Source organism: Paracoccaceae bacterium Fryx2, assembly GCA_032334235.1.
GTDB lineage: Bacteria > Pseudomonadota > Alphaproteobacteria > Rhodobacterales > Rhodobacteraceae > JAVSGI01.
Genome location: JAVSGI010000003.1, coordinates 1,353,982 through 1,375,252 on the forward strand (window position 1 = coordinate 1,353,982; position 21,271 = coordinate 1,375,252).

Genomic DNA, 21,271 nt, shown 5'->3' on the forward strand with positions numbered 1-21,271 from the left:
AACCCTGCCTGCCTGGTGGCAAGGCTGGCCAGCCAAAACCCATGTGCGCCGCTGGATCGACGACCTTGGCCTCACCGAGGATCGGATCATAGAAACCGCCACCGAAACCCGGAGGGACCACCCTGCCCCGCCTGATGGGCCCAAGGCACTGGACCGGGCGATGGAACGCGCCGCCGAGCGTGACGCTCAACTCGCAGCAACCTCCCCGAAGGCCCCGACCGGCAAACGCCAGCCCAAACGCACAGAGGGCGCACGACCCAGCGCCGATGAACTCGCGGCCTTTTACGCAGACATGGTCAACTCCGACCGCTACCTGCCCGCCAACGCGATCAGCAACACAATCCGCGACGCGATGCTGTCACGCGGTCTCGTCACGCCAGATCGGTTGCGGGCGCGGGGCGTGCATTGAACCAATCGTGATCTTCGGCCAGTCTGGCCTGCGCTGCGGACGGACCATCTCGGCACCTCTGGCCAAGGGAAGCGCCGCCCCTTCAGTGCAGCATTTCCTCCAGCCCCAACGCTACGAATGCAGCCTTCATCTGCGGATCAAACCCCGGATCGATCCGCGCTGGGCCATAGCCGTGCGCCCGGTTCCAAGCATCGATCTCGCGCAGTTCAGCTGCGAACTCCTCGGGCGAGGCGGCCTCCTTCAAGGTCGTGTCACCCTCGCAATAGCTGAAGATCATCAGGCGGGTCGGGTCGGCCCATGTCCCGAAATACGCGGCGTCCTGTGCCGTATCGATCTGCGCCCAGCCCTTCTCGTAGCTGCAGAGCCCGAAATCATAGACGTAGCGATCAGCCGGGGCGAATTCGCGGGTGATCTTCATGCGGCCACCTGCGCGCGGGCAGTTATGGCGATCACACAAAGGTCGCGGTAGCGGGCCATGGCCTTCGGGCTGCTTGAGACCGGGTTGATCTCGAAAGCGCGCAAACCGGCGATGTCGCCCGCCTCAGCCAAGGCGACGATCTGGGCAAGCTTGGCGCGGAACCTGGCGTGGGTCGGCTTGGAGAAATCCGGCGCCTGCGGTAGCGCACCGGTTTGCGCCTGATTGAGAACGGCTTGACGCTTGCCGATAGCGGAGGAAGCTGCCGCCTTTGGTTCGTCGACGGGCGCCGGAATTACCTCGCCCGCAGGATCGGGGTTGCCGTAGTCCAGCACCAAGGTCAGCCGGGCCTCGGCCTGATCGAAGGTGTCGGCCGTCATTATCGACGTGAAGGCAAGGGTGGCGCGGGCGGCGCCAATCCTTGCCGCCAGCAAGCGGGCGAAAGCGTCACCCGCCTTCTTCGCGCTGGCGCCGGGTTCGATCGGCGTGTCGGAAAGGCGCTGGGCGAGCGTATCGATCTGCGCGGCGGTCAGGGCTTTGGTTTTCATGGTCGGGTTCCTTCAGGCGTTGGTGATGTGGGCGGAAAGCCCGAGGGTTGTGACCGCGTAGATCATCGTCCGGCCGTCACCGATCGCCGTGCCGTAAGCCTGCGCCTCGGGCAGGGTCGCGAATTGCGCGCGCGTGCGGGTGGCGGGCGTCCGGCCGCGGGCGGCGACAAAGTGCGCGGCGTTCTTGAGGCAGAATTCTTCGTGGTTCGTCAGGGGCTTGGTTGCGGTATTCATGGCGGTCTCCGTTGCGTTGCGATGGCTGCAGACAGCGCACGAGATCGAAAGAGAGCAACTTCTAAGTCACTGAATAGATGAGGTTTCGGTCAGAATGGGAGTATCCCGGCGAAGCTATGCCGCGCAACGCGGGGTCTCTGAAGCAGCGGTCCGAAAAGCCATTGCCACCGGGTGGATCACCACCCTGCCCGACGGCACGATCGATCCGGCACGGGTGGGTTGCGAGTGGGGCGCCCAGATTGATCCGGCCCTAGCGGCACAAAGCTTAAGGTAAGAATGCGCGGCACCACTCCGACGAAAGTGATCGCCTGAGTGATCGCTTCGGGCGGAAATACTCGACCAGTGGGCGTTTTCAGGTAGGCTGCGATGGCAAAGCTCAATATTCCCACCAGCAGCATTTGATGGACATAACCCGTGGCGCGCTTCTGCCAGCTTCCGGTCCATAAGAGACCCGGTGCTATCGTCATCGTCAGATCGACGGGCCCGTCTTTAGCTCGCGTGGCTTTTTTGCCGCTTTTCTATTCGCCTCTGGCTACGGCAACCCGTGATCGAGAAGGATTCCTACGAGTGCCTGTCTGCGAGCGCACAACGCATGTCGGACATCGGCAAGGGTCTTGCGCCGCGAGCTTAAAGGTAGGTCCCCAGCCGCTCACTGTGTTTGTGTGAGCTAAAGATCTTTTGAAAGGGATTGTACGTCCGCCTCGGTCACACCCACCATCGGGCCGGGGAACCGCAGAACGAACTTGTGGCGATCGGCGCGGACGACGGTGATCACGGTTTCCTGGTCGAGGCAGGCCGGATCCTTGCAGGCAAGCTCCGCCAGCATGATGGTGTCCTTGTCCGACAGGCCCATGAGGGCACCTCGATTTTTGACTGTTTTCGCGGCAACGGCATAGCAGGTTCTGCCCGAAGCGCGGCAGCGACCTTCAGCTGACCGATTGTTGCCTTGGTTTTTATGATCTGCCGCCCATTTCGCCTCGCGGACCTTCGGTTCAGGGCCGTTTTTAGCGATGCGCGGGGCGATCTGCGTCCTTGGCCGACCGTTTTCAGGCTGGGTGCGGGTTGATGCGACCCAGTTGGCCGAGGCGGCGCATGTTGTAGGCGAGATTCTTCATGCCGACTTTGGCCTTCGCCCGCACCAAGCCGATGGTGCGCACCAGGGTGCCGCCCATGTCGTTGGCCTGCGCGCCGAAGATGTGCTCAACCCGGACCCGCACGGTGGATTTGGTGCGGTTGCTGCCCTTGGCCTGGTCGGTCAGCGGCTTGCCCCGATTGCCCTTGCGGTGGATGTGGCTTTTCAGTTTTAAGGCGCGGAGTTTGGCCTCCATCTCCTCGGACCGATAAGCAGCATCCGCCCACACGCCAGACCCGGTGTTGCCCTGCATCAGCAGATGATCCACTGCCTGGCTGTCATGCACAGCGGCGTCGGTGACGTGGTAGCGCCGGACCAGCTTATGCGTGCGGTCCACATTCACATGGTTCTTGTAGCCGTAGTGGCTCTTGCCGTGCTTTTTCGTCCAACGTGCGTCCACATCCTTTTGCACCCGTTTCGCTGGCTTATCAGCCCAATCCTCGGGGACCTCGCCCTTCTTGATCGTTGCGTTTTCATCGCGCGTGTTGTGATTGCGCGGCACCGGCACGATGGAGGCGTCCAGGATCTGACCGCCGCGCGCAATGTAGCCCCGCCGCGCCAAATGACCGTCAAACAACCCGAACAACTCCTCCACCTTCGGCCTGCGCCAGCGCATCGCGATACAGCCACACCGTCTTGGCGTCGGGCACCCGGTCACCAAGGCCCAACCCCAGGAAGCGCATAAAGGAAAGCCGGTCGCGGACCTGATATTCGATCTGATCATCCGACAGGTTGTAAAGCGCGCTCAGAACCAGCGTCTTGAACATCAGCACCGCATCTATCGGCTTGCGCCCCGCGCGGGACTTGCGATCCGCAACAGGCTTGCGCCAGACCCGCTCAAGAGCCGGACGAAACTCCTCCCACGGCACGACGGCATCAATTTCGACCAGCGGATCCCTTTTGGCATCGAGGCTCGCGTAACGGTCCGAAAGATCGAAAAAACCCATCTGCGCCATCGTTGCATCCCCAATGCCAGTTCACTGTCTCACCATACCGAAGTGCGGGGGATGGGGCAATTTATAGAGGTGCCCATGAGTGACCCGACCCACGCCTTGAGCCGCTCTGTCACCACCGGATCGGCGGCGGGCCTGCGTTTGAAGAGGCCCAACATCAGCCTGTTGGCCCTAATGGGGCCCAGAGCACCACCCCGTCTTCGGCGGCGGCCAGCATCCAGCCGCTGTCCGGGGTCACCACCAGATGGGTGATCGCAGCCCCGCTGCGGCGCTTGATGACACGGGGCTGGGCGATGGGATCAATCTCGCTGAACAGCACCACACCGTTGTCAAACCCACAGAGCAGACCATCATGGCCGGGCAGGCCCACGACGGCGGTTGCCAGCGTGTCGCCATCATAGCAAAGCGTCAGCGGCTTTTGCCCCATCGGGCCATTGGCGCCATCGAACGGCCAGCAGATCGCCTCTTGCGCTCCGCTGGAAGCGAGGAACGGCAGTTTTCCCACCCAATCCATCGACTTCACCTTTGCCGGATAGCCCGACATCCGCATGTCGGCCTTGTCGCGCAGCCGCCAGCCGTGGAGGGCGTTCTCCTGCATGGTCGAGACGATAAACCGGTTGTCCGGGCTCCATGTCACCCCCACATGGCTGCCCGCCCATTTCAGCGATGACGGTTTCCAGTCGCGCCGCCCGCGCGTCCAGAGCGTGACCCCACCGTAATGTGCGACGGCCAGACGCTCGCCTTTGCGGTCAAAGGCGAGGCCGCCCACAGTGCTGGGATGGTCAAGCTTATGCGCCCTCCCGTCTGCATCGTGAACGTGCGCCGTCTTGCCCACGGATGCGGCCCACGCGCCCTTGCGGTGAGACGCGATGCAATCCACCCACCGCAGCCCGTGGCTGGCGATCTCCGTTACCTCGCCATCATCGCTGATCTTCAAGACCCGTCCGTCATCGCCCCCGGTCAGCACGCCCGCGCTATGGCGAGCCATGCACAGCACCGTACCCCGATGGACAGGCACTTCCTGCATCGGCAGGTCGGGGCGGAAGATCCGCACCACCCCGTCGCCAAAGCCTGCAAAAACGGTGTCATCCAAAGCCACCGTACAGGTCGGCACCGCATCGCAGATGAAATACCGCCCCAGCTTTTCGATGGCCGTCGGCTCGGCTGTGCGCGCCACTGGATCAAGGATCGTCACGCCGCCTTGCATGCCTCGAACCCTTCGCGGAGATTCATGCTGTCAAGATTGCGACCGATGAACACCAATTTGGTCTGGCGCGGCTTGTCGGTCGGCCATGGCCCCAGCAGGTTGCCATCCATCAGCATATGCACGCCCTGAATGACATAGCGCTGATCCTCGCCCGCCATGTCGATGATGCCTTTGGAGCGCAGCAGGTCTTGGCCCTTTTCGCGCAGGAGTTTGCTGAACCAAATCTGGAACGCATCCGGGTTCATGGGCACATCGGAGTGCAGCGAGATGCTGGTGACCTCGTCATCATGCTCATGGGCGTGGTCTTCGGTCAGGAAGTCGGGCTCGATTTCCAGCACGCGCTCCAGCTCAAACGCTTTCAGGCCCAGCACCTGATCCAGATCCACGGCGCAGCGCGCGGTGCGGATGATGCGGGCCGTGGGGTTGATGCTGCGCAGCCGCGCCTCGACCGCCGTCAGGGCGTTGGCATCCACCAGATCAGTCTTGTTCAACAGCACGATGTCGGCAAAGGCGATCTGCTCGGCGGCCTCGTGGCTCTCGTCCAGATGGGTGGACAGGTTCACCGCATCGGCCACGGTCAGGATTGCGTCCAGCCGGGTGCGGGCTGCAACATCGGCATCGACGTAGAACGTCTGCGCCACCGGAGCGGGGTCGGCAAGGCCGGTGGTTTCGATCAGGATGCCGTCCAGCCCCTTGCGCTTCATCAGCCCGCCGATGATGCGGATCAGATCGCCGCGCACGGTGCAGCAGATGCAGCCGTTGTTCATCTCGAACACTTCCTCGTCGGCATGGGTGACAAGGTCATTGTCGATGCCGGTCTCACCGAATTCGTTGATGATGACGGCAAACTTGCGGCCGTGGTTTTCGGTCAGGATGCGGTTCAGAAGCGTGGTCTTGCCTGCGCCGAGAAACCCGGTGAGGACGGTGACGGGGATTTGTGCGGTCATGGTCATTCCTTCAAGGCTGCGGTGAGGGTGGCCACGTTGTGGCGCATCATGGCAAGGTAAGTGCCGGCCGGGCCATCGGGGCCGGACAAGGCATCGGAGAACAGCGTGCCGCCGATCTGGGCCCCGGTCTCGGATGTGATCTGTTCCAGCAACCGGCTGTCGGTGATGTTTTCTACAAACACGGCCGGGATCGCTTCGGCCTTCATCTGGGTGATCAGGGCGGCCACATCGGCGGCAGAGGCTTCGGCTTCGGTGCTGAGGCCTTCGGGCGCGTGGAAGGTCATGCCGTAGGCGGCAGCGAAGTAGCCGAACGCATCATGCGATGTGACGACCGACCGGCGGTCTTCCGGCAGAGCGATCATCGCGGCCCTGATCTCGGCATCGAGCCCCGAAAGCTCGGCCAGATAGGCGGTGGCGTTTGCGGAATAGACCTCTTCGCCAGCCGGATCGGCGGCAATCAGGGCCTGCGCGATGTTGGAGACGTAAATCTTGGCGTTATCGATGCTTTGCCAGGCATGAGGATCAACAGCACCGTGATCGTGGCCCGTATGGTCATCGTGGTCATGCGCCTCACCCTCGGCATGCGCCTCGCCTTCGGCATGATCGTCATGGCCTTCCTCGACCATTTCCAGCGCCTTGATGCCATCGGTGGCCACCACAACCGGCCCCTTGAATTCCGACGCCTCGATCAGCCGGTCAAGCCAGCCCTCGAACCCAATGCCGTTGACAAATACCACCCTTGCTGCAGCCACCGTCTGCGCATCGGCCGGGGTCGGCGCGTAGACATGCGCATCACCATCCGGGCCGACCAGCGTGGTCACGGCAACCCGGTCGCCACCAACTTCGGCCACCATGTCGCCAAGGATGGAAAAGCTGGCGACAACGGGCAGTTTGTCTTGGGCAAAGGCCGACATTGGCAGGATGGCAAGGGCAGTCGTCAGGCCAAGAAACATACGGCGATGCATGGGGTTATCCTTTCAGGATTGCAGATGGGGGCGCGGCAGATAGCGCGCCATGAGGCTGCCTTGCGGGCCAAAGATGACCGAAGCGGCATAGAGTGCGCCCGCAACCAGGATGATCGCAGGGCCGGTGGGGAGGGATGCGTGGTAGGACAACAGAAGGCCGGTGATGCTGGACGCCACCGCCACAAGGATCGCCACGCCGATCATCCCGGCAATGCCTTGCGCCCAGAATCGGGCGCTTGCGGCGGGCAGGATCATCAGGCCGACCGACATCAGCGTGCCAAGCGCCTGAAACCCGGCGACAAGGTTCAGCACCACCAAGGCCAGAAAGCCGAAATGCGTGATCGCCGACATTCGGCTGACCGAGGCGAGGAACTGCGGATCGGCACATTCCAGCACCAGCGGGCGAAACAGCACTGCCAGCGCAAACCATGTGATCGTGGCAATCGAACAGAGCAGAACCAGCGCATCATCATTCAGCGCCAGCACCGTGCCGAACAGCACATGCAACAGGTCCACGCTGCTGCCCTTGACCGACACGATCAGTACCCCTGCGGCCAGACTGATCAGATAGAAGGCGGCCATGCTTGCGTCTTCCTTCAGCGCGGTCATGCGGGTGACAAAGCCCGACAGCAGCGCCACAGCCATGCCCGCCACCAAGCCGCCGATGGTCATCGCGCCCAGCGACAGGCCAGACACCAAGAACCCTACAGCGGCACCGGGCAGGATGGCATGGGCCATCGCGTCGCCGGTCAGGCTCATCCGGCGCAGCATCAGGAAGACGCCAATGGGCGTGGCCCCGATGGATATGGCGATGCAGCCCAGAAGCGCGCGGCGCATGAAGGCGAAGTCGAGGAACGGGGAGATGATCAGGTCGATCATGCCGCGCCTCGGTTTTGTTTGCGTGTCTCGGGCAGACAGACGGCGGCGTCCTCATCAAACGCCTCGCACATCTGGCGGGCGCGCAAGAGGTTGGCGGGCGTCAGCACCGATGCGGTCGGCCCGTGTGCGACCATCTCGCGCGCGATCATCAGGGTGTTGGGGAACTGTGCCCGCACGGTGTCAAGGTCATGCAGCACCGCCACCACGGTGCGCCCCTCGCCATGCCAGCGCTGAACCAGCGCCATCAGATCGGCGGCGGTCTTGGCGTCGATGGAAGTAAAGGGTTCGTCCAGCAGGATCACCTGCGCCTCTTGCAGCAACAGCCGTGCGAAGAGCACCCGCTGCATCTGCCCACCCGAGAGCGCACCAATCGGGCGGCGCTCAAACCCGGTCAACCCCACGGCGGCAAGGGCCATAGCAATCCGGTCAGCATGCCCTGCGGTGATCCGGCCAAAGGGGCCGATGTCCGCCCAAAGCCCCATGGCCACCAGATCGCGCACCGACACAGGAAAACTGCGGTCAATCTCGGCTTGTTGCGGCAGATAGGCCACGCGCGATTTCGCCAACGATATGTGCCCCTCGAGCGGACGCAGCGCGCCGATGATGCCCTTGAGCAGGGTCGATTTCCCAGCGCCGTTGGGGCCGACAATCGCTGTCAAACTGCCTGATGGAATTGTCGCATCCAGATGATGCACCGTAGGGTGGCGGTCATAGCCCAGCGTCAGATCCTGCAAGACGATGGCTGGCATGGCTTAACCCACCACGACCGCAAAGGCCGCCCACAGCAGGCCCCACACCACTGCCGCCACAGCCAGCCGCAGGCCAAGCCCCGACAGGATCAGGCTGAACCCGGTCACGCCTTGGCCCCCGCCCCGTTGTCTGTGCCCGCGTCACAGTCGCCGCAGCGGCCATGCACCTCGACCACAGGATGGGTTGGGCGAAAGCCGTCCTTGGCCAGCGCCTTGGTGATGCGCCCTACCTCGGCCCCGGCGTCACGTTCCTGCACTCGACCACAGTCATCGCAGATCGCAAAGACAACGGCGCGATCAGGGGTATCCGTGGCGGGCAGATAGGCGTTCAGCGATTCAATCCGCCGCACACGGCCCGCGCGGATCAGATGCTCCAGCGCGCGGTACACGGTCGTGGGGGCAATCCGGGGGCGGTCAGGCTTCAGCCGGTCAAGGATGTCATAGGCCGAAACGGGACCGTTCGCTGCGCGCAATACATCAAAGACCAGCCGGTCGTTGCCGGTTGGCTGGAGGGGATGGTCATGGGTCGGGAACGGTCTGATCACGCTGGCCTCATTGGTTCTAGAATAGTTATACTATAACATAACACTCCACAAGCCGACCGCGGGTCGTAATCCCCTAGGCGTTACATCCGCCGTCGCGCCAGAAGGCCTACGAAGAACGCCCCGCCAATCAGGCCGGTCACCACACCAATCGGCATGTCTTCGGGGGCCATCACGACGCGGGCGATGATGTCGGCCCAGATCAGGAAGATCGCGCCGAACAGGGCCGAGAACGGCAGCACGCGCGCGTTGTTGCCGCCCATCACCAGCCGCACGATATGGGGCATCATCAGGCCGACAAAGCCGATGATCCCGGAAAACGCCACCATAACCCCGGTGATCAGCGCCCCCGCCACGAACACCTGCAGCCGGAACCGTGCAGGCGCGATGCCCAGTGTGGCGGCGGTTTCATCCCCCACACTCATCGCGTTCATTTCGGGCGCGCGCAGCCACAGCCACGCCCCTGTCGGCACCAGCACAGCCAGCGGCCAGACCATATGCGACCACTGCGCAAGGCCAAGCCCGCCCAGCATCCAGAACACCACCGTATGCGTGGCGCGCGGATCGCCCAGGAAAATCAGCACATTGGCCCCGGCCATCACGATAAAGCTGACCGCAACACCGGCCAGAACCAGTCGGTCGGCCCCGTTGGCCCCGGTCAGGTGAACCACACCCACCACCAGCATCGCCGCCACCAATGCCCCCGCAAAGGCCAGCAAAGGCACCGTCAGCAGCCCCAGAAACAGCCCGGTGTGCAGCAGGGCAAGGATCGCGCCAAAAGCGGCGCCCGACGAGATGCCAAGGAGATGCGGATCGGCCAGCGGGTTGCGCGTCACAGCTTGCAAGGCCGCCCCCACCAGCCCCAGCCCCGCCCCCACAAGCGCCGCCAGCAGCACGCGAGGAAAGCGGATGTCCCAGACAATCGCCTCGCGTCCGTTGGACCACGTCGCCTCAACCAGCCCCGGAGCCAGTTGGTTGGCCAATACCCCCACCACGGTTGGCAAGGGCACGGGCACCGCCCCCACGGCCACCGCCACAAGGATGGATGCGCCCAGCACGCACAGGCCAAGCGTGGCCCGTGCCCCAAGGTGCAGGCGGCGTTGCGTGGCGTGGGTCAGGGTGCTGTCGGTCATCTGAACCTCCGGTGAAAAGGCCCGCGCCGATACGCGCGGGCCGCGTTGATCACTTGGCCGTAAAGCCCGCGACCACCTTTTCCACCGCCGCAATGTTGCGCGGCCCCGGCGTCGCCTCGACGTATTCCAGCACCACGAACCGGTCATTCACCACGGCGTCGATGCTCGCAAAAGCCGGGTTGTTTTTCATGAAGTCGATCTTCTGCTGAGCTGTCACATCGCCGTAGTTCACGATGACGATGACCTGCGGGTTGCGCTCTACCACCGGCTCCCACGCAATCTCGGTCCAGCTTTTCTCGACATCGTCCATGATGTTCACGCCCCCCGCTGCCTCGATCATCGCGGTGGGCATGGCGTACTTCCCTGCGGTGAACGGTGCCTCTTCGCCGCTGTCATAGACAAACACGCGCAGTGGGTTGCTGCGGTCCACCCCTGCCGTCACCTCGGCCAGACGCGCCTTGTAGCCATCAACCAGCACCACGGCACGGTCCGACACGCCGAAGATCGTGCCGAGGTTCAGAAGATCATTATACATGTCCTCCATCGCCACCTTGTCTTTCGGGCCAAGGTGGATGCAGCTTTCGGTCAGCTCGTAGGTCTGGATGCCAAAGGGTTCCTGCGTCTCGGGCGTCACCTCGCCGCCGACCTTCATGCCGTAGTTCCAGCCGGCAAAGAAGAAGTCCGGCTCGGCGCCGACCAGCACTTCCTTGGTCGGATATTTGGCCGACAGTTCCGGCAGTTCGGCGATGCCTTCCCGCATCTGTGCGTCCAGCGTCTTCCAGCCGGAAATGCCGGTGTAGCCGACCATCTGGTCTCGCAAGCCCAGGACAAGCATCATTTCGGTCAGGTTTACATCGTTTGAAATCGCCCGCGTCGGGGCGGCATTGAAGGTCACCTCGCGGTCGCAGCTTTTCACCGTGACGGGGAAGGCCGCCGCAGAGGTGGCGGACAGCAGCAAGGCAAGGGCGGCAAGTTTCATCGAAGTCTCCGGATTACAGGTGGAAGGAATAGCGCGGGCTGGGGCCGCTGGCGTCGATGCGGGCGGTCACGTCAAAGGCGCGGGTGATCGTGTCTGGCGTCAGCACATCGCAGGGCGGGCCATGCGCAAGCAGGCGGCCCTGATGCAGGATCAGCAGCGCATCGGCGTGTTCGGCGGCCAGCGTCAGATCATGCAGCGTCAGCACCACCGTCAGGCCAAGACCGCGCAGCAGGGACAGCACCTCCAACTGATGGCGGATATCCAGGTGATTGGTGGGTTCGTCCAGCACCAGCAGTTCCGGTTCCTGCGCCAGCGCGCGGGCCACCATGACGCGCTGCCGCTCGCCCCCTGACAGGGTGCCAAAGGGCATGTCCGCAAAACGCACAAGGTCCATCCGGTGCAGGCTGGCCGCGATCACCTCTGCGTCGCGCGCCCCTGCCCCGGCAAACCCCGACCGGTGCGGCGTACGGCCAAGGCCGACCATCTCACGCACGGTCAGGGCAAAATCGGTGGGTTGTTCCTGCAAGACAGCCGCCACCCGGCGCGCAGCGGCCCGCGGCGACAGCGCCCACAGATCATCACTGCCCAGCGTCACCCGCCCCACATCCGGGCGCAGATAGCGATAGAGCATCCGCAATAGCGTGGATTTCCCCGCACCATTTGCCCCACAGATTGCCAGTACCTGGCCGCGCAGCACGGTAAAGCTGACATCCGACAGGATCGGGGCCGCCCCGCGCGGTGCCCACGTCAGTCCTTTGGCGACAAGATGTGTCATAGCTCGGCCAAATTCGGGGTGACCATCAATGGGGCCGCCGGGATGCGCGCCAAAGCTGACCGGGCCAGTTTTCCCGGTCGTTCAGTGGAGCGGCACCAGCCATCGGGCAAAGCCGCATAAAGTTGGGCAAAAGCCACCAGATCGTCGATGTCGGCATTTGGATCAATATCGCCAAAGAGCCAAGTAGCCTTGCCCGCTGCACACCATGCCACCGTGCAGGGCCGATCGCAGCCCGCCATGCAGTCAACCCCGGAGACGTCAAACTGATCCAGTCCCCTGGCGTGCAGCGCTTGGCGCAACCTCGTGATCAATTCGGGGCCAGGTTCGGTCATGCTCCAATGACGGCACGATACGCAGACGGCGATCTGGTGGCGCAGCACTGCGTCAGGGCCAGGCTGCGCCATCACAGCTGCGTCGGGTTCGGCGAGTCACCATATACGGTGACCGGATCGAAAACCTTCGCGTTTTCGACAAATCGAAGCTCGCCGTCAGCGTCAACCGCCCGATAGAAACACGACCGATATCCGACATGGCACGACGCCCCGCCCGCCACATCAACCCGCAGCCAGATCGCATCCTGATCATCGTCAATGCGAACTTCGACCACCCGCTGCACAAAGCCCGAGGTTGCTCCCTTGTGCCACAGGCATTGGCGCGCGCGGCTCCAGTAATGCGCCTCGCCGGTCTGGATCGTCAGGCGCAAAGCTTCCACCGTCATCACGCCCATCATCAGAACTTCACCTGACTGCGCGTCGGTCGTGACCACAGGGATATGGCCATCGGCGTCAAATCGGGGTGCAAGGGACGTGCCTTCCTCGACCTGCGGAATGCTCGTGCGGCTGGCAAAGGGGATGGTGGGCATCGCAGGCTCCAGTCAATGGCAGCGCCTTGCTTAATGTAATGTTATAATATAACGCAAGTGGAAATCGACGTGACGAAAGGACGCCCGAAATGACCGCATCTGCATTTCCCATTCCAGTGACCCTGCTGACCGGGTTCCTCGGGTCTGGCAAAACCACGCTGCTGAACCACCTGATCCGTGATCCGGGCATGGGGCGGGTGGCGGTGATCATCAATGAGTTCGGGGATATCGGGCTTGACCACGACCTGATCGAGGAAGCGACCGAAGAGATGGTCTTGCTGCAATCGGGCTGTCTGTGCTGCACCATCCGCGGCGATCTGGTGACGGCGATGCTGGCGCTTCTGCGCCGTCAGGCGGCTGGCGAGGTGGCGTTTGACCGTGTGGTGATCGAGACGACGGGCCTTGCCGACCCTGCCCCGATCCTGCACACGCTGCTTGTTGAGCGGGAACTGGCGCAGGCCTTCCGGCTAGACGGCGTGGTGACGACCGCCTGTGCCGCCACCGGCCCGCGGAGCCTTGATAAGCAGTTCGAGGCAGTCAATCAGATTGCCCTTGCCGACCGGATCGTGCTGACCAAGACCGACCTTGTCACCCCGCCCGAGCTGCGCCGGTTCGAGGACCGCTTGGCGCAGATCAACCCCGGTGCGGCCCGCATCACTGCCGATCATGGCCGCGTGCCACCCGGAGTATTGTTCAACATCAGCGGGATGCACGACAAAGCTGCGCCAGATCAAACGCTGGCTTGGGTCAATGCCGCAGCCTATGCCCCCTCAAAGCCGACAGTACCCACGCAACCGATCGGCAGCGGCAACCCTGCCTACGGGCTGTTCGCGCCGAACCCCGCCACTGACCCCTTTGCCAGCCTGTCGATGGGCTTTCACCGCCCCTCGCCCGCAGCACCCGTCAGCCTGCACGATACCCGGATCAATTCGGTTTCCATCACCATCGATGATCCGATCCCGGCAAATCTTTTCGATTTCTGGCTGGATAACCTGATCGCGCTGCGCGGCCCTGATATCCTGCGCATGAAGGGCATCGTGCACGTCGAAGGCATCCCCCACCCCTTCGCATTCCATGGCGTGCAGCACATCTTTCACCCTCCGGTCAGCCTGCCGCACTGGCCCGAGGGCGACCGCAAAAGCCGGATCGTGGTCATCGGCCGCGACATCCCGCGCGACATTCTGGATAGCAGCCTTGCGGTCCTGCGGATGCGCCCAGAACAAACTGGGTCAGGTGGGATGATGGCGCAGCACGTTCAAATGCCGTTCTGACCGTCCCCTGTGTTCCGTTGGTCGGCGGGAGAAGTAGCGCATCGTCACCGAAACAGCATCCAGATCGCGACGGCGGCGAGCATGATACCAAAGGCAATGTTTATCGGCCGCGCAGCAGAGGCACTGCGAAACCGTCGCAACAGAAGGTCGCCTGCCAGCGTCCAGATGGTGAAGGCCACGAAGTTGTTCACGGTGAACACGGTCGTGATCCAGAGGACAAGTGCTGCATCGCTTATCGCCGAGGCGGGCAAAAACTGGCTGAACATCAAGACAACGATCAGATAGGCTTTGGGGTTCAGGATCAGCAGGATCGCCCCATCCAACGCTGTTGCCTCGCGCGCCTTGGCGACACCTGTCGTGGCGCCTGCACGCAAGAACAGCCATGCCAGCCAAAGGACGTAAACCGATCCGCCAATTCGCAGAACTTCTAACGCACTTGAACTCAGCCCGGCCAATTCGGCAAAGCCAAGCCCAATGACCGCTGTCACGATAAATGTGGCCAGGTGATAGCCTGTGGTCGCGGGCAGCGATGCACGCAGCCCAAAGCGCGCGCCAATTGCCGCAAAGAACATGTTCCCCGGCCCCGGGCTGTACGCCAGCGGCAAGAGAAACAGCAAAAGGGCAAGCGTAAATTCGAACATGCGACACGATCTCCAGAAAATGAGTTTCCTTGTCGCGCGGCAGTCGCAGCCAAGCGACCCGGTTATTGCGCAATGCCTGTTGCAAGGTTATTGCCAGAGGCCCGGCGCATGATGAGCAACGTGCGGGCTAACAGTCCGAGCCTGACTCCATCCTAAACGCACAACCCGGACTGGACCTGCAGCGGGATGACAGTGCGGATGGAATTGAAGCCAGCGGTCGGGGCGGTTATCATCAATCGATGAGCGTTACACCCACATCTTCTTTACCGTCCAAGCGCCGCCGAGGCAGTGGCTTTCAGGGCCTCGCGCTTGTCCTTGGCGGGCTGTGCCTGTTCCCTCTGGTTGCCGTCGTGCTGGCCGCTTTGACAGGCGGGGGGGAGACCGCCCTGCATCTGGCGACCACCCGCCTGCCGGTGTTGGCGGGCAACACGGTTCTTCTGGTGGCGCTGGTGGCGGTTGGCACAGCGGTGATCGGCACGGGGGCCGCGTGGCTGGTCACGATGACGCGCTTTCCGGGGGGCCGCGTGCTTGAATATCTCCTGCCGCTGCCGCTGGCGTTTCCGGCCTATGTTCTGGCCTATGCCTATACCACCTTTCTCGATCACCCCGGTCCTGTTCAGCGCACCCTTCGTGAGGTGACGGACTGGGGGCCGAACGACTATTGGTTCCCCGATATCCGGTCTCTGCCCGGGGCGGCGCTGATGCTGATCTTCGTGCTGTATCCGTATGTCTATCTGCTGGTGCGGGCGATGTTTCTGAGCCAGTCGGCCAGCGCCTGGGTTGCGGCGCGTGCGCTGGGGCAAGGCCCCTGGGGGGCGTTTCGTCGTGTCAGCCTGCCGATGGCGCGGCCAGCGATTGCGGGCGGCGTGCTGCTTGCCGTGATGGAGACCATCGCCGACGTGGGCACGGTGTTTCACTTTGGCGTACCGACCTTTGCCACCGGCATCTATCAGGCGTGGTTCTCGATGGGCGACCGGGGCGCGGCGGCGCAGCTGGCGCTGTGCCTGCTGACGGTTGCGCTGGCCTTGGCGATCGCTGAGCGAACGATGCGAGGGCGGGCGCAATTTCACAACACTGGAAGGCGGTTCGAACGTGTCGAGCCGCTGCGGCTGCGAGGGCTGGCGGCGATAGGTGCCTTTGTTGCCTGCGCGGTGCCGGTCTTGTTCGGCTTTGTCCTGCCTATCGCCATTCTGGTCGAGATGGCCATCGGGTCGGGCCAGAATCTGCTTTCGGCACGCTATATTGCCCTGATCGGCAATTCGTTGACGCTGGCTGGCCTCGGGGCGTTTCTGACTGTGGCCGCAGCATCTGTGCTGCTGTTCAACGCACGGCTGCATCCGGGGCGCGCGGCGCGCGGCGCAGTCGGCGTAGCGCGGCTGGGCTATGCTGTGCCCGGGGGCGTGATCGCGCTGGGGGTGCTGGTCCCGATGGCGGCGTTCGACAATTGGCTGGATGCGGTGATGCGGGAAACATTCGGCATCTCGACCGGATTGTTGTTCACGGGCAGCCTGCTTCTGTTGCTGCTGGCTTACTATGTGCGCTTTGCCGCTGTGGCGATGAACGGGCTTGATGCCGGGCTGACGGCAGTGCCACCGCAGATGCATCTGGTGGCGCGAACACTGGGCGAGCGGCCCTTGGGTGTGATGCGCCGCATCTTTTTGCCGCTTACGACACCTGCTGCCCTTACGGCGGCGCTGATCGTGTTCGTCGATGTGATGAAGGAACTGCCTGCCACGCTGATCATGCGTCCGCTGAACTTTGATACGCTGGCGGTGCAGGCGTTTCGCCTCGCCGCGGACGAACGTCTGAACGGCGCGGCGGTGCCGTCATTGGTGATCGTGGCCTTCGGCCTTGTTCCGGTTCTGTTGCTGATGCGGCAAGTGGTGCGCGGCCCGCTGCGGGGCGGCTGACAAAAAATGGCCCCCGGTTTCCCGGAGGCCAAGCTGTTGTTGACTGTATCGGTGTTACTTCCAGCCAAGCTCATTGTAGATTTCCTGCGCGCGGGCCTGATGTTCGCCCAAGGCCGCAAGGTTCAGCGTGTCAGCCTTGAAGGTACCCATGCCCTGCACCACTGCATCGACGGCAGCATTCGGCACGGCGGGATGCTCATAGTTGATCGCGGCAAAGAACTGCTGCGCCTCGTCCGATGCAAGGTATTCGAGGAAGGCAACCGCATTGTCACGGTTGGGCGCGTTTGCTGCAATCGCACCACCCGAAATGTTGATATGCGTGCCACGGTCCGCCTGGTTCGGGAACACCCAACCAATCCGCTCGGCACCATCCGCCGGAGTCAATCCATAGACAGTTTCGGCGAGCGCGCGGGCAAAGTAATAGGTATTGGACACAGCAATGGCACATTGTCCCGAAGCAATAGCCCGCAACTGATCGGTGTCGCCGCCTTCGGGTTCGCGCGCAAGGTTTGCCAGCAACCCGGCGCCCCAGGCCGTGGCGGCCTCTTCGCCTTCATGTGCAATGATCGAGGCCATCAGCGACAGCGAATAGATGTTGCTGGCTGACCGCATGCAGATCATGCCCTTGTATTCGGGCTTTGCCAGATCGGCATAGGTCTGCGGCGGGGTGGCAACCTTTTCCTTGTCGTAAAAGAAAACCCGCGCGCGGGTCGCAAAGCCGAACCAGTGACCCTCCGGATGACGCAGTTCCGCCGGAATGCGCTCTTCAAGCACGGCCGAGGTGACCGGCTGCAACAGCCCCGCCTGATCGGCGCGGAACATCCGGCCAGCATCCACCATCAGCAGAACATCGGCCGGACTGTTGGCACCCTCGGCAGTCAGGCGCTCGGTAATCTCGTCGGCATTGCCTTCGATCCGGTTCACGGTGATGCCGGTTGCGGCGGTGAACTGGTCATAAAGTTTGTCATCGTTGTCGTAGTGGCGCGAAGAGTAGATGTTGATTTCGCCTTGCGCGAACGCTGCCGGTGGCCCGGCCACAAAGGCGCACAGCGCCGCCGCAAGAAAGGGTAGTGGACGCATGTTCGTCTCCTTTACATAGAGCCTGACAAAATTTGTCAGGTATGATCGAATACCGTCGCTGCGAAGCCGAGTCAATATTCTTGACTGAATTACTCATCAATCACAGGGTGCGTAGGTGCGTCGTCCAGCGGGCACAATGTCGATTAATCTGCCAGTGAAACGATGTGATTGTCCCAAGCGCAGCTTGTGCTGGCGAGGCGGCGTGGCTGACCCTCGGCAATAGTGATCAATCCCCCAAGCCCGTCACTCGCCAAAAATCCGTCCTCGTGTGCTGCGAGCCCACAAACATCGGTGCGCGAAACCGAGCCGATAAACTTACCCGAAGCCGAAAAGCGGTGGAGCCGGCCGCCGCGCGGAGAGGTGATGGCAACCTCTTCACCGTTGCCGCTGAAAGCGATGCTGCCGGCATAACCTTGCATCGCCAACTCGTCGGCAAAAGGCGCGACAAGGAGCAACGGCACCTCACCCCGACGATGCAGCGCCAGAAGCGGCGGCGCAGCACCTGCCCCGCCTTCCCATTGCATCGCGAATGCGACCAGTCCGTCAGCACGGATCGCGAGGTGGCGAATGGAGTTCGGCCTAAGTGCAACATCAAGCTCCACCTGTTCCAGCAGTGTGCCATCGAGGGCAAGATAGGAAAGGTTCGGGCGCATTGTGTCGAGGTTCAGCTTCGTGCGGTCGGTCGGATCCGTGGCAATGCCGCCATTGGCCACCACCAGCGTCCGACCATCAGGCATCAGGCGCAGGTCATGCGGGCCGATCCCGTGACTGGCGATTTCGCCACTCCGCAGATAGCCTGCGTCCACATGCCAGATGCCAATCACGCCCAGGCTGCTGTCGCGGTCTTGCTCGGCGGTGAAGAGGATCGCGCCGTCCGTCGAAAACACCCCGTGGCCGTTGAACTGCCGCCCCTCGGGGGGTGCAAGCCGTGCGCACACCGCGCCCGTCGCGCAATCGATGACCAGTGCGTAGGTGCCAGGACGACGCGCAAATGCCACAGCCTCGGCACGAAAGGGGTGTCCTGCGCCCGCGTGGCCCCGGGCTGGCAGCGGCACGCGAAACGCCTGCGCGCCATCTTTGCCCAGGCCGAACTGTTCAGCGACAACCATCTTGGCCGGTGCCGACAACCACCTTGGCCGGTGGGGCTGAACGGAAGACGGGCATGCCCGTCTGGAGGGCAGCCGCACCGGCCTGATTGATTTCGGGGAAGGTGCTGGTCGCTGCGGGTTGGTAAGCCGGGTTCCTCTGCCGTCAAACGGAGGATCCGGGTTGGCCTACAAACCCATCAACGACCAGCAATTGAGATTATACATGTCCGACCTCCGATATCACAGTCAGCGCACGTCGGCCGCCCGCGCCGGGTTCAGTGAGCGCACGGCCCGACGGTTCGATGCCAATCCGACGCTGCCCTCGAACCGCAAGATCGTTCACGGGCGCACGGTGGCCGATCCCCTCGAAGGCTTTTGGGAGGGCGACATCCTTCCCTTGCTGGAGAGGGACAGCGCCTTGCAGGCCGTCACCCTGCTGCGCCACCTTCAGGGCCTGCATCCGCTGGCCTTCCCCGATGACCGGATCCGGCGCACCCTGGAACGGCGGGTGCGGCAGTGGCGGGCGTTGAACGGGCCCGAGCGCGACATCATCTTCCGCCAGACGCCGGAGCCGGGCCGCATGGCCCAGTCCGACTTCACTCATGCCGAGGAGCTGGAGGTGACGATCGCGGGCCAGCTATTCCCGCATCTGCTCTACCACTTCGTCATGGTCTACAGCCGGTGGGAGCATGTCGGGGTGGTCCTGGGCGGGGAGAGCTTCACGGCCCTGGCCGAGAACCTGCAGCAGGCGCTCTGGTCGCTCGGCGGGGCACCACAGGAGCATCGCACCGACAGCCTCTCGGCCGCTTTCCGCAACCTGACGGCTGACCAGCGCCAGGATATCACCACGCGCTACAATGCCTTCGTCGGCCATTACGGCATGGAGGCCAGTCGCAACAACCGCGGGGAAGCTCATGAGAACGGCGCGGTGGAATCCCAGAACCGGCACCTGAAGAAGGCCATCGAACAGGCGCTGATCCTGCGCGGCAGCCGCGACTTCGCCAGCATTGAGGACTACCGCCGCTTCATCGACATTCTGGTGGCACGGCGCAACCGGCAGCGGGCGGCGGCCACGCAGGTGGAACGGGCGCATCTGAAGCCCCTGCCGCGCCGGCGCACCACCGACTTTACAGAGACCGTGGTTCCGGTCACCCGCACCAGCGGCTTTCTGGTCAAGAGCATCTTCTACAGCGCCCCGTCGCAGCTGATCGGGCAGCGCTTGCGGGTCCACCTTTACGACGATCGCCTTGAGGCCTTTCTCGGCAGCACCCTGGTCGTCAGCCATACAAGGGCGCGAGGTCGCGGCGATGGCCATCGCGTGCATGTCATCAACTACCATCACGTCATCCATGCGCTGCGGCGCAAACCGCAAGCCCTGTGGAGTTCGATCTACCGCGACAGCCTGTTCCCGCGAACCGAATACGCTGAGGCCTGGAAGGTGCTGCAGCGCGATCTGCCCCGCCGCGACGCCTGCCGCCGCATGGTCGACCTGCTGTTCATCGCCCACGACCGGGCCTGCGAGGCGGAACTGGCACATCTGCTGGCAGCAGAATTGGACGCGGGCCGGGTGCCCGATCCCGGACCTCTGGCATCCTGCCTGAACCCGCGGCAAACGGCGCTGCCGAGAGATGTTGCCGTCGCCCATCCCTCGCTCGACAGCTTCGATGCCCTTCTGGGAGCCTGCGCATGACCTCCCGCGAGATCGACATCCACACGCTGCCAGGCATGCTGACCGCGCTGCGCCTGCCCAGCTTCCACAAGCTTTGGGCCGACATCGCCACCCGTGCCGACACCGAAGGCTGGCCCGCTGCCCGCTTTCTGGCTGTCCTCGCGGAATACGAACTGGCCGAGCGCGACATGCGCCGCATTCAGCGCCACATGAACGAGGCACAGCTACCGGCTGGCAAGACGCTGGCGACCTTCGACTTCAAGGCGCTGCCAACCCTGCCGCGCGCCCGGATCGAGGCCTTGGCGGTCGGCGACTGGCTGGAGGGTGGCGGCAACCTGATCGCCATCGGCAATTCCGGCACGGGCAAAACGCACATTCTCTGCGCGATAGGCCATGCCCTGATCGAGCGGGGACACCGCGTGTTCTATACCCGCACCAGCGATCTGGTGCAGCGACTTCAGGCCGCCCGCCGCGATCTGGTGCTCGAAGCCGCGCTCGCCAAGCTCGACAAGTTCGACCTGATCATCCTCGACGACATCACCTACGCCCACAAGGATCAGGCCGAGACAGGCGTGCTCTTCGAGCTGATCGCCCGGCGCTACGAATGCCGCAGCATCGCCATCGCCGCCAACCAGCCCTTCAGCGGCTGGGACCAGATCTTCCCGGACAAGGCGATGACCGTCGCCGCCATCGACCGGCTGGTTCATCACGCAGCGATCCTGGAGATGAATGCCGAAAGCTTCCGCCAGCGCGCGGCCGCCTCCAACAAAGAGGCGCTGAGCAGACCGCCAACGACAACCATCGCCGACAACAAGGACAAAGGAGAAGGCTGAGCGAAAAACAATTCCAGATACGCCAACCCAGCGGCCTAAAACCGGCCAAC

At 63.3% G+C, this 21,271-nt stretch carries 23 protein-coding genes and 1 pseudogene; 5 read left to right on the forward strand and 19 right to left on the reverse strand.

What is annotated here, in order from left to right:
• Window positions 1-43 precede the first annotated feature (43 nt).
• Window positions 44-409, forward strand: a complete 366-nt coding sequence (locus RNZ50_07615; GenBank protein ID MDT8854886.1) for a hypothetical protein — start codon at window positions 44-46, stop codon at window positions 407-409.
• An 82-nt stretch (window positions 410-491) separates the two neighbouring features.
• Here RNZ50_07615 and RNZ50_07620 read toward each other — a convergent pair whose 3' ends face one another.
• The 16 genes and pseudogenes from RNZ50_07620 to hisI form a co-directional block, all read right to left on the reverse strand.
• Window positions 492-827 (reverse strand): hypothetical protein, encoded by a 336-nt coding sequence (locus RNZ50_07620; GenBank protein MDT8854887.1) that lies wholly within the window; start codon window positions 825-827, stop codon window positions 492-494.
• Entirely contained in the window at window positions 824-1,372 is a 549-nt protein-coding gene (locus tag RNZ50_07625) for a hypothetical protein (protein ID MDT8854888.1), read from the reverse strand. The genes RNZ50_07620 and RNZ50_07625 overlap by 4 nt, the downstream gene beginning before the upstream one ends.
• A 12-nt stretch (window positions 1,373-1,384) precedes the next feature.
• Complete coding sequence (locus tag RNZ50_07630) at window positions 1,385-1,606, reverse strand: hypothetical protein (GenBank protein ID MDT8854889.1); 222 nt, start codon at window positions 1,604-1,606, stop codon at window positions 1,385-1,387.
• Between the two features lie 667 nt (window positions 1,607-2,273).
• The gene (locus RNZ50_07635; GenBank protein MDT8854890.1) at window positions 2,274-2,459 is read right to left on the reverse strand and encodes a hypothetical protein; all 186 of its coding nucleotides are present in this window, start codon (window positions 2,457-2,459) and stop codon (window positions 2,274-2,276) included.
• Between the two features lie 193 nt (window positions 2,460-2,652).
• Window positions 2,653-3,694 (reverse strand): annotated as a pseudogene (locus tag RNZ50_07640) (IS5 family transposase).
• A 154-nt stretch (window positions 3,695-3,848) separates the two neighbouring features.
• On the reverse strand, window positions 3,849-4,898 hold the full coding sequence (locus RNZ50_07645) for a WD40 repeat domain-containing protein (protein MDT8854891.1): 1,050 nt from the start codon (window positions 4,896-4,898) through the stop codon (window positions 3,849-3,851).
• Window positions 4,883-5,845, reverse strand: a complete 963-nt coding sequence (locus tag RNZ50_07650; GenBank protein MDT8854892.1) for a GTP-binding protein — start codon at window positions 5,843-5,845, stop codon at window positions 4,883-4,885. The genes RNZ50_07645 and RNZ50_07650 overlap by 16 nt, the downstream gene beginning before the upstream one ends.
• A 2-nt stretch (window positions 5,846-5,847) precedes the next feature.
• Complete coding sequence (locus RNZ50_07655) at window positions 5,848-6,810, reverse strand: metal ABC transporter substrate-binding protein (GenBank protein ID MDT8854893.1); 963 nt, start codon at window positions 6,808-6,810, stop codon at window positions 5,848-5,850.
• A 12-nt stretch (window positions 6,811-6,822) separates the two neighbouring features.
• Window positions 6,823-7,689 (reverse strand): metal ABC transporter permease, encoded by an 867-nt coding sequence (locus RNZ50_07660; protein MDT8854894.1) that lies wholly within the window; start codon window positions 7,687-7,689, stop codon window positions 6,823-6,825.
• On the reverse strand, window positions 7,686-8,438 hold the full coding sequence (gene aztA / locus RNZ50_07665) for a zinc ABC transporter ATP-binding protein AztA (protein ID MDT8854895.1): 753 nt from the start codon (window positions 8,436-8,438) through the stop codon (window positions 7,686-7,688). The genes RNZ50_07660 and aztA overlap by 4 nt, the downstream gene beginning before the upstream one ends.
• Before the next feature lie 104 nt (window positions 8,439-8,542).
• Complete coding sequence (locus tag RNZ50_07670) at window positions 8,543-8,983, reverse strand: Fur family transcriptional regulator (protein MDT8854896.1); 441 nt, start codon at window positions 8,981-8,983, stop codon at window positions 8,543-8,545.
• An 80-nt stretch (window positions 8,984-9,063) separates the two neighbouring features.
• Entirely contained in the window at window positions 9,064-10,113 is a 1,050-nt protein-coding gene (locus RNZ50_07675) for an iron ABC transporter permease (protein MDT8854897.1), read from the reverse strand.
• Window positions 10,114-10,162: 49 nt separating this feature from the next.
• The gene (locus RNZ50_07680) at window positions 10,163-11,092 is read right to left on the reverse strand and encodes an ABC transporter substrate-binding protein (protein ID MDT8854898.1); all 930 of its coding nucleotides are present in this window, start codon (window positions 11,090-11,092) and stop codon (window positions 10,163-10,165) included.
• Window positions 11,093-11,105: 13 nt separating this feature from the next.
• On the reverse strand, window positions 11,106-11,867 hold the full coding sequence (locus tag RNZ50_07685; GenBank protein ID MDT8854899.1) for an ABC transporter ATP-binding protein: 762 nt from the start codon (window positions 11,865-11,867) through the stop codon (window positions 11,106-11,108).
• The gene (locus tag RNZ50_07690) at window positions 11,864-12,271 is read right to left on the reverse strand and encodes a DUF1636 domain-containing protein (GenBank protein ID MDT8854900.1); all 408 of its coding nucleotides are present in this window, start codon (window positions 12,269-12,271) and stop codon (window positions 11,864-11,866) included. Before RNZ50_07690 ends, RNZ50_07685 begins: the two co-directional genes overlap by 4 nt.
• Window positions 12,271-12,729, reverse strand: coding sequence for a phosphoribosyl-AMP cyclohydrolase (gene hisI / locus RNZ50_07695; GenBank protein ID MDT8854901.1), 459 nt, complete (start codon window positions 12,727-12,729; stop codon window positions 12,271-12,273). The genes RNZ50_07690 and hisI overlap by 1 nt, the downstream gene beginning before the upstream one ends.
• Before the next feature lie 89 nt (window positions 12,730-12,818).
• On the opposite strand from hisI, the gene RNZ50_07700 reads away from it, so the two are divergent.
• A complete protein-coding gene (locus RNZ50_07700; GenBank protein ID MDT8854902.1) occupies window positions 12,819-14,000 on the forward strand; it encodes a GTP-binding protein in 1,182 nt (393 codons plus the stop codon).
• A 44-nt stretch (window positions 14,001-14,044) separates the two neighbouring features.
• On the opposite strand, the gene RNZ50_07705 is transcribed toward RNZ50_07700, so the two are convergent.
• On the reverse strand, window positions 14,045-14,641 hold the full coding sequence (locus RNZ50_07705) for a LysE family translocator (GenBank protein MDT8854903.1): 597 nt from the start codon (window positions 14,639-14,641) through the stop codon (window positions 14,045-14,047).
• Between the two features lie 239 nt (window positions 14,642-14,880).
• Here RNZ50_07705 and RNZ50_07710 point away from each other — a divergent pair, with 239 nt between their 5' ends.
• Window positions 14,881-16,551 (forward strand): iron ABC transporter permease, encoded by a 1,671-nt coding sequence (locus RNZ50_07710; GenBank protein ID MDT8854904.1) that lies wholly within the window; start codon window positions 14,881-14,883, stop codon window positions 16,549-16,551.
• Between the two features lie 54 nt (window positions 16,552-16,605).
• On the opposite strand, the gene RNZ50_07715 is transcribed toward RNZ50_07710, so the two are convergent.
• A complete protein-coding gene (locus RNZ50_07715; protein ID MDT8854905.1) occupies window positions 16,606-17,631 on the reverse strand; it encodes a Fe(3+) ABC transporter substrate-binding protein in 1,026 nt (341 codons plus the stop codon).
• 143 nt (window positions 17,632-17,774) lie between these two features.
• Window positions 17,775-18,740, reverse strand: a complete 966-nt coding sequence (locus RNZ50_07720; protein ID MDT8854906.1) for a DUF1513 domain-containing protein — start codon at window positions 18,738-18,740, stop codon at window positions 17,775-17,777.
• Between the two features lie 160 nt (window positions 18,741-18,900).
• Here RNZ50_07720 and istA point away from each other — a divergent pair, with 160 nt between their 5' ends.
• Window positions 18,901-20,409: an IS21 family transposase gene (gene istA / locus RNZ50_07725; protein ID MDT8854907.1), complete on the forward strand. Its 1,509-nt coding sequence runs from the start codon at window positions 18,901-18,903 to the stop codon at window positions 20,407-20,409.
• Window positions 20,406-21,221 (forward strand): IS21-like element helper ATPase IstB, encoded by an 816-nt coding sequence (gene istB / locus RNZ50_07730; protein ID MDT8854908.1) that lies wholly within the window; start codon window positions 20,406-20,408, stop codon window positions 21,219-21,221. The genes istA and istB overlap by 4 nt, the downstream gene beginning before the upstream one ends.
• Window positions 21,222-21,271: the final 50 nt, after the last annotated feature.

Bases quoted from the DNA above. Each gene is read 5' to 3' on its own strand.
- RNZ50_07620 (MDT8854887.1), bottom strand. From the start codon at position 827: ATGAAGATCACCCGCGAATTCGCCCCGGCTGATCGCTACGTCTATGAT.
- RNZ50_07625 (MDT8854888.1), bottom strand. From the start codon at position 1,372: ATGAAAACCAAAGCCCTGACCGCCGCGCAGATCGATACGCTCGCCCAG.
- RNZ50_07630 (MDT8854889.1), bottom strand. From the start codon at position 1,606: ATGAATACCGCAACCAAGCCCCTGACGAACCACGAAGAATTCTGCCTC.
- RNZ50_07635 (MDT8854890.1), bottom strand. From the start codon at position 2,459: ATGGGCCTGTCGGACAAGGACACCATCATGCTGGCGGAGCTTGCCTGC.
- RNZ50_07645 (MDT8854891.1), bottom strand. From the start codon at position 4,898: ATGCAAGGCGGCGTGACGATCCTTGATCCAGTGGCGCGCACAGCCGAG.
- RNZ50_07650 (MDT8854892.1), bottom strand. From the start codon at position 5,845: ATGACCGCACAAATCCCCGTCACCGTCCTCACCGGGTTTCTCGGCGCA.
- RNZ50_07655 (MDT8854893.1), bottom strand. From the start codon at position 6,810: ATGCATCGCCGTATGTTTCTTGGCCTGACGACTGCCCTTGCCATCCTG.
- RNZ50_07660 (MDT8854894.1), bottom strand. From the start codon at position 7,689: ATGATCGACCTGATCATCTCCCCGTTCCTCGACTTCGCCTTCATGCGC.
- aztA (MDT8854895.1), bottom strand. From the start codon at position 8,438: ATGCCAGCCATCGTCTTGCAGGATCTGACGCTGGGCTATGACCGCCAC.
- RNZ50_07675 (MDT8854897.1), bottom strand. From the start codon at position 10,113: ATGACCGACAGCACCCTGACCCACGCCACGCAACGCCGCCTGCACCTT.
- RNZ50_07680 (MDT8854898.1), bottom strand. From the start codon at position 11,092: ATGAAACTTGCCGCCCTTGCCTTGCTGCTGTCCGCCACCTCTGCGGCG.
- RNZ50_07685 (MDT8854899.1), bottom strand. From the start codon at position 11,867: ATGACACATCTTGTCGCCAAAGGACTGACGTGGGCACCGCGCGGGGCG.
- RNZ50_07690 (MDT8854900.1), bottom strand. From the start codon at position 12,271: ATGGCGCAGCCTGGCCCTGACGCAGTGCTGCGCCACCAGATCGCCGTC.
- hisI (MDT8854901.1), bottom strand. From the start codon at position 12,729: ATGCCCACCATCCCCTTTGCCAGCCGCACGAGCATTCCGCAGGTCGAG.
- RNZ50_07700 (MDT8854902.1), top strand. From the start codon at position 12,819: ATGACCGCATCTGCATTTCCCATTCCAGTGACCCTGCTGACCGGGTTC.
- RNZ50_07705 (MDT8854903.1), bottom strand. From the start codon at position 14,641: ATGTTCGAATTTACGCTTGCCCTTTTGCTGTTTCTCTTGCCGCTGGCG.
- RNZ50_07710 (MDT8854904.1), top strand. From the start codon at position 14,881: ATGAGCGTTACACCCACATCTTCTTTACCGTCCAAGCGCCGCCGAGGC.
- RNZ50_07715 (MDT8854905.1), bottom strand. From the start codon at position 17,631: ATGCGTCCACTACCCTTTCTTGCGGCGGCGCTGTGCGCCTTTGTGGCC.
- RNZ50_07720 (MDT8854906.1), bottom strand. From the start codon at position 18,740: ATGGTTGTCGCTGAACAGTTCGGCCTGGGCAAAGATGGCGCGCAGGCG.
- istB (MDT8854908.1), top strand. From the start codon at position 20,406: ATGACCTCCCGCGAGATCGACATCCACACGCTGCCAGGCATGCTGACC.